Consider the following 7,220-nt stretch of genomic DNA (forward strand, 5'->3'; position numbering starts at 1 on the left):
CTGCTAAAGCGACAGCCCCATGTCTTAAACCTTTATTGGTTTATATAATTTTGAATAAACTTTACATATAGACTTACTTTCTGTGGTTCTAAATTTGCTATACCACGCTCATACTTGGATAGCATACTTATAGAGCATCCAATATAATCTGCAACAGTCTTTAACTTAAGGTTATATCTTCTTCTCATTAATGTGCAGTAATCTCTATCATTAAGATATTTTTCCATTTAACTTCCTCCTTTCTGTTATTCAACTATTTGAATTAAGGCCAAATAAAAAAAGAGCAGATAGTTCCTGCTCTTTCATATAACTTATAAAACAATAGTTATTTTTTTACCCCTATACTATATAAGTAGGTTTTGAAGGTACTTTTTACAGTTTTTTTCGGGTTTTAAAATTCTCTACACTATATAAGTAGGTTTCTAGAGTAGTTTTTGCAATATTTTTCGGGTTTAAATTCCCTCTACACTATATAAGTAGGTTTTGAGAGTGTTTTTTACACTTTTTATCGGATTTTAAAACTCTCTACACTATAAGTAGCATTTGAAGGTCAAATTTACAAGTTTTGTCGGGTTTTAAAATTCTCTACACTATATAAGTAGATTTCTAGAGTGTTTTTTACAATTTTTATCGGATTTTAAAACTCTCTACACTATATAAGTAGCATTTGAAGGTCAAATTTACAAGTTTTGTCGGGTTTTAAAACTCCCTGCACTATATAAGTAGGTTTCTAGGGTACTTTTTGCAATATTTTTCGGGTTTAAATTCCCTCTACACTATATAAGTAGATTTCTAGAGTGTTTTTTACAATTTTTATCGGATTTTAAAATTTGACTTCACCATTTCTTACAAATCAACACTTCATGTTAAAGTTTTTTATTTCCTTATTGGACTTCTGCCAGTTTCCATAAAAATCAATAAGTTCTTGTGCTTAATTTAAAGCCAAATAAAAAGAGCAGATAATCTCTGCTCTTTCGTATCACCTATGAAACAATAGTTATTTTATCCCTACACTGTATAAGTAGGTTTTGAGGGTGCTTTTTACACTTTTTTTCGATTCCTATAAAATTTATTAATTTTATATAGTATTTAGGTTGCTTTCTGCTTATTTATTTGTGTTGATATATGATATCTTGGAATTTATTCATTATAGAAATAGTTTTATTAGTAAAAGCAAGTCTAACAAGTATCCCTCCTCACTAAACTTTCTTATCATATAAACTCAAAATTTTAAACTAATTTACATACTTTATAATCCTTATCTAAAAAGTTTTACTCATTATCATCAATAACATATTTTTTTGAATCTATTCTAAACATTAGTTTTCCACAATATTGGCATACTTGCGATTGTCCATCTACAATGAACTCCTTATTTCCACATTCCTTACCACATACTGCAAATGCTATATAAATTTCTTTAGGAAAATTTACTTCCTCCACTTCTAAATAGTCTTCAATTTCATACTGTTCAAATTTCATTTTTCTCCTCCTTATTAGTTATTAACTCTATGGTATTGGTATTAAGTTTCTTGGTGGAAATAATATTCTTGACCCTTCAGATATTATTAAATACACTGATAATGCTATACCTGATAACATGCGCTCACTTTTATTACCACGACCCGATAATATGGTTTCAACAGAACCTCCTAATTGATTTCCATTCCTATCCCATCTGTTATCACTATCTTCATCATCCCAGTGTCCATCTTGCTCTCCATCCCCTCTATTAACACCCGCACCATGTGACCTGTTATCCCATGTATATTTTCCCGACCTACCTTCCCAATATCCCAATGGACTCCATTTTGGTTTTTTCCCTGCTAAATCTTTAGGTAAGGTTGGCCATGATTTTGGGGGTGTTTTTCCAGGCTTCCTATTTTTTTTTGACATCATTATTATAGATTTTGATGCTTCTCCCATGGCAGCATATGAAGCCTCTCTCATTTCATCTGTTTCTTCACCCATAGTGTACACTGGTCTAAATCCATTTTTATCACTCATATTAACAGGATTATTTTTTGTATAAGCAAACATATTATGTCCTAGAAGTTCTCCAGTTTGTCCAATCAAAGCATCCGCATTAATAAACCTTCCCCACTCTGGGTTATAGTACCTACTTTGTAAATAATAAAGCCCAGTTTCGGTATCATACCTATATCCTCTATATCTATAAGGATTCTTAACTCCTACAGTATCTTTAAGTGTTCCCTCTATAGAAATTAGTTTTCCCCATGAGTCATAGGTATAACTTGCAACTTGAGTTCCTGCCTTATCTATTAACCCTATTATATCACCTTGAGCATTTCTTACATAGAAGTATGAGTTCTCCATTATCATTAGCAGTATAAATATGCTCTTTTTAAAAATAGTAGCCATGTGTAATTTTTACATGAACTTCAAAAGTCAGCAAGCACAAGGCTATGGTGAGAGTACTTTCAATGAAAATTTGAATTAAAGCGAAATAAAAAAAGAGCAGATAGTTTCTGCTCTTTCGTATCACCTATGAAACAATAGTTTTTTTACCCCTATACGTATAAGTAGGTTTTGAGGATACTTTTTACACTTTTTTTCGATTCTTATAAAATTTATTAGTTCTACATAGTATTTAGGTTGGTTTCTACTTATTTATTTGTGTTGATATATGGTATCTTTAAATCCTTATTTGTTATGGAACTTCTTCTATTCATAAAATTTTATTGCTAAAAGGAAAGTCCAATAAGCACTAACCCTTATTGAACTTTCAACTGGTTCACTATTTTGATTTTTTATGAAAAATACTAATAAAAATAATCATTAAGTATTTTTCATATGAGATTATATTTCTTCTAACTCTATTCCTGAAATAGAAGTCAACTTATCAATCTCATCATTACTGCAATTGCTAATGAAACTAAATTTTTCATGTGCAGTATTAATAATCCAAGGCTCTCTATTTTCTTTCAAAAAGCATAAATCTTGTAGAAGTAAGGGTTCAATCCATGAATATAATCCCTCTGAATATTTTTTTATTATTTCCTTTGTTATATCATTTAACTTAAAATAGTATACTAGAGCATATCCACCTATTCGCGTTCCAGGCCAACTTTGTTGCTCTTTTTCTTCTATTATAAATTCATTCAAATCTTTTAGTAAGTTTTTTACATTTTCACTTGCATTATCTTTTTTTCGTCTTACCAACATAAACTCATTACACAAACTTGCAGCAAAATCAATTAACTCTTCATATGATTTTCCTTTTGGCTCTGTAGAAAAAATCCACATTTTTTAACACCTCCTTTGTGACAAACAATTCAAACTTCTTATTTATCAAAGAAAATATGACCTCCTACATGACCTTGTAAATGGTAGTGATACTTATTGTGTGGACTCCATGTGTGTATGTCGGGGTCATCAGGTCCATCTTCAGTTCCACCCAACGTATTTGCTAAATAAACTGCGTGAAGTTGAGTTCTTGCATAAATATCCTTTCCAGCCAACACCCTAGTTTGTGCCTGTGCAAGTGTAAGTGGATTACTAATATTTATTCCTCCACCATTTTTAGTTGATGCTGCAAAATAATCATATTGTTGTTTTTTTGAGTTGGTAATTGGAGCAGATATAGTCTTACTCTTTGTAGTTGACTTTTTGGAACTTGAAAAAGAAATAGCCTTTCCAATTCCAACTACTGTTCCAGCAAATCCATACCACAAACCTTTTAGGCAATCTTGGAATGCACTACCTATAGGAATTACTCCAGCACCACCGCCTCCTCCTCCACCTCCAAAATTATCAAGGGCTTGACTACTTAATAATCCTGTATCACCCTTCCTATTTATAGGATTATTCTTACAGTAAGCAAACATATTATGTCCAAGAAGTTCTCCAGTTTGTCCTACTATTGCATCAGTACTAATAAATCTCCCCCACTCTGGATTGTAATATCTACTCTGTAAGTAGTACAATCCAGTCTCGGTATCATACCTATACCCTCTATATCTATAAGGATTCTTAACTCCTACAGAATCTTTAAGTGTTCCCTCTATAGAAATTAGTTTTCCCCAAGAATCATAGGTATAACTTGCAACTTGTGCTCCTGCTTTATCTATTAACCCTATTATATCACCTTGAGCATTTCTTACATAGAAGTATGAGTTCTCCATTATCATTAGCAGTATAAATATGCTCTTTTTAAAAATAGTAGCCATTTGTAATTCTTACATAAACTTCAAAAGTCAGCAAGCACAAGGCTATGGTGAGAGTACTTTCAATGAAAATTTGAATTAAAGCCAAATAAAAAAAGAGCAGATACTTTCTGCTCTTTCATATAACTTATAAAACAATAGTTATTTTTTGCCCCTATACTATATAAGTAGGTTTTGAGGACACTTTTTACACCTTTTTTCGATTCCCATAAAACTTATTAATTTTATATAGTATTTAGGTTTGTTTCTGCTTATTTATTTGTGTTGATATATGATATATTTGAATCTTATTCATTGTAAAAACAACTTCATCGTTGACAGGAGGATTAACAATTACTACTACCTGCTAGATTTTCCATGTTATCTTTATATTTTTATTATATAAAATTTAAGTAACTACCTAATTCGTATAATTAAAAATAATATTTATTTTTTAATTATATTTTAAAGACATGTTTATATTTATTAGTTAAGTTACACAATGAATTAAAATAAAAATTTTACTATTACATGAATAATCTATTTGTTAACACTGGCTTTAGGCTAACTTTGATATTACACTAAAGAAAAACACAATAATCCCTATCGCAATTAATACTGAAGAAATAATCATATTTAACTGAAATATTCTATCTCTAGTAAATTCATTCTCAAATTTAGCACTTAACTCCTTATAAACCTCTTTCCTTAAACTAATCATTAAAACTCCATTGAGAAACATCATTATCCCTGGCATATATTGAATAGTAATTATTGAATCAAACCAGAAGTCTAATAGCATTATTATAGTCATTAAAACTATATTTAAAAAAAAGAACCCTAACCTTATTTTCATTATACCCCTCCAATATTATATTTTTATAATTTATTACTGCTTTACCTTATTGCGAGAAAGTATCCATGTATAAGTATAATCTGCATGCACTTCTACAACTGGTTGGAATTTTCCACCTATATTAATACTATATCCATCAATATATTTTCCATTAGACTTGCAATAAACCCAATCTGTCCCTACACCTATAAACCATAGACTTGCTGACCCGCCTGCATCACCACCTGGCCCCGAGAGGTCAAAAATTGTATCAGCATTTGTTCTAGTGTAAGCAAGGTTTAAAGATGCTTGAGGTATAGCCGACCCTCCAATAATTGGACTAATTAATAATCCCTTGTTATTATGACTATCTGTTACTCTTTGAATAGTGACACCCACTCTAGCCCCAGCGCCCACCGATACTGAAAATCCATATGCTTCTGTTCCCGTTCTCTCATAACCCCCTGGGTTAAACGTGCCAGCAGTTTTTGCCAAAGAAACATATCTCTCTAATTCAGTCTCCTCTTCTTGCCCATATATATTACTAAATATTGGTCTAAACCCATCTTCATCTTTCATGTTTACAGGACTATTCTTACAATACGCAAATAAATTATGTGCTAGAAGTTCTCCAGTTTGTCCAACCAAAGCATCCGCATTTATAAATCTTCACTCTCCCAGGTTGTGATATCTTTATTTTGATAGCACCTAGCCTCAATATTATATACATATAATCTACAACCATAATGATTCATGAATACAACATATAGTTATCTTGAAGTTTAAAATATATCTATGTAATTTTCTTACTTATGTAAGAAAAACCAACTATAGTTACTATAATTGGTTTTTCTATAACACTAAATTATTATAAGCACAAATCTTTTTTATATCATTTCAAAGATATTTAATCCTGTGCACTTTCTTGCAAAACCTGCAAAATTGTAAAATTAATAATAAAGATTTAAAGTCAGTTGATTTTTTTGTTTATTAGTGATTTTTTTGTTAGCCATAGTATTAATGACAAAATCATAGATAATAAAAAGCTCACACTATAAGTAATTGTCATGGCAAAAAAGAAAAACATATTTCCATAATCCTCGCTGTTAATTGGGTATATCTTATAACCTATACTCCACCAAAGAATTAATAAACCACTTAAACTTATAATATATGTTACCAAGTTTATAAATAGTTGAACAACAACCTTGTTAATTTTATCATTTATTATTATTTTATAGCATATTATACAATTTAATATTAAGAATATTATAGGAATACCAAAAACTAAAAAATCTATAGTATTATCTGAAATATTCAAAACTTCAAATAGAATCATTAAAAACATACATACTAATGAATTCGCAATGCTAAAAACAAAGGACTTTCGAAAGTTACTCATAACTCACCTCATATCTTGTTATATATAAATTATCAATTTAAGAAAATTTTTATCATTTAAAAATAGGTATATTGTAGAATTTAACGCTTGCCTCATTGTCTATACAGTATTTTAAGATTCCATGCATTATCCATGCCTGGTCTCTTGGGTCATCACCGTACCACATATTATTTTGCCACTCTTTATTCGAAGTCCCACTCCTTATTTGATATAATCCTGCTGCTATTTTTAGTATGGTTTCATCAAAACCAGCAGCCATACCTACATATCCATAATGTAAATTGCCTATATCTGCACCATTAACTTTTTTTCCATTATAAGTCATATTAGGATATTTCCATTCAGATTTCCTTTTTAAATCCCATGGGCCATTTGATTTAACTTGTTTAATCCAGTACAGATTAGTTTTAAACTCGCTATGGGAGTTACTATATTCTATTGCTTGCTTTGCATTTACCTGTAGCGTTTTGTTTAATTTGTCAGTTATATCTACAGGTGGAAACATACTTGCAAGAGAAGCTTCTCTCATTTCATCTGTCTCTTCCCCTACTGTATATATAGGTCTAAAACCGTTTTTATCACTCATGTTTATAGGGTTATTTTTAGTGTACGCAAAAATATTATGACCTAATAGCTCTCCAACACTTCCGCCTAGTGCATCAGCATTAATAAACCTTCCCCACTCTGGATTGTAGTAACGACTTTGTAGATAATATAATCCAGTCTCGGTATCATACCTATATCCTCTATATCTATAAGGATTCTTAACTCCTACAGTATCTTTAAGTGTTCCCTCTATAGAAATTAGTTTTCCCCA

The 7,220-nt window shown here is 30.6% G+C and carries 9 protein-coding genes; all 9 read right to left on the reverse strand.

What is annotated here, in order from left to right; translation table 11 throughout:
- Nucleotides 1–32: 32 nt before the first annotated feature.
- Entirely contained in the window at nucleotides 33–227 is a 195-nt protein-coding gene (locus tag B3040_RS06475; protein WP_291571371.1) for a helix-turn-helix domain-containing protein, read from the reverse strand.
- A gap of 1,045 nt (nucleotides 228–1,272) precedes the next feature.
- A complete protein-coding gene (locus tag B3040_RS06480) occupies nucleotides 1,273–1,482 on the reverse strand; it encodes a hypothetical protein (protein ID WP_291571373.1) in 210 nt (69 codons plus the stop codon).
- A 27-nt stretch (nucleotides 1,483–1,509) separates the two neighbouring features.
- The gene (locus B3040_RS06485; protein ID WP_291571374.1) at nucleotides 1,510–2,382 is read right to left on the reverse strand and encodes an RHS repeat domain-containing protein; all 873 of its coding nucleotides are present in this window, start codon (nucleotides 2,380–2,382) and stop codon (nucleotides 1,510–1,512) included.
- A 438-nt stretch (nucleotides 2,383–2,820) separates the two neighbouring features.
- Nucleotides 2,821–3,267 carry a stage III sporulation protein AH gene (locus B3040_RS06490; protein ID WP_291571376.1) on the reverse strand — a complete coding sequence of 149 codons (447 nt, stop codon included), beginning with the start codon at nucleotides 3,265–3,267 and terminating at the stop codon, nucleotides 2,821–2,823.
- Between the two features lie 38 nt (nucleotides 3,268–3,305).
- Nucleotides 3,306–4,190: an RHS repeat-associated core domain-containing protein gene (locus B3040_RS06495; RefSeq protein WP_291571378.1), complete on the reverse strand. Its 885-nt coding sequence runs from the start codon at nucleotides 4,188–4,190 to the stop codon at nucleotides 3,306–3,308.
- 535 nt (nucleotides 4,191–4,725) lie between these two features.
- Nucleotides 4,726–5,022 carry a hypothetical protein gene (locus B3040_RS06500; RefSeq protein ID WP_291571380.1) on the reverse strand — a complete coding sequence of 99 codons (297 nt, stop codon included), beginning with the start codon at nucleotides 5,020–5,022 and terminating at the stop codon, nucleotides 4,726–4,728.
- A 33-nt stretch (nucleotides 5,023–5,055) separates the two neighbouring features.
- Nucleotides 5,056–5,649: a hypothetical protein gene (locus B3040_RS06505; RefSeq protein ID WP_291571382.1), complete on the reverse strand. Its 594-nt coding sequence runs from the start codon at nucleotides 5,647–5,649 to the stop codon at nucleotides 5,056–5,058.
- Nucleotides 5,650–5,971: 322 nt separating this feature from the next.
- Nucleotides 5,972–6,403 (reverse strand): hypothetical protein, encoded by a 432-nt coding sequence (locus B3040_RS06510; RefSeq protein WP_291571383.1) that lies wholly within the window; start codon nucleotides 6,401–6,403, stop codon nucleotides 5,972–5,974.
- Between the two features lie 52 nt (nucleotides 6,404–6,455).
- The coding region (locus B3040_RS06515; protein ID WP_291571385.1) for an RHS repeat-associated core domain-containing protein at nucleotides 6,456–7,220 on the reverse strand (765 nt) is incomplete at its 5' end.

Origin of the sequence: Clostridium sp. UBA4548 (genome assembly GCF_002387895.1) — a bacterium.
Taxonomy (GTDB): Bacteria; Bacillota; Clostridia; order Clostridiales; family Clostridiaceae; genus Clostridium_J.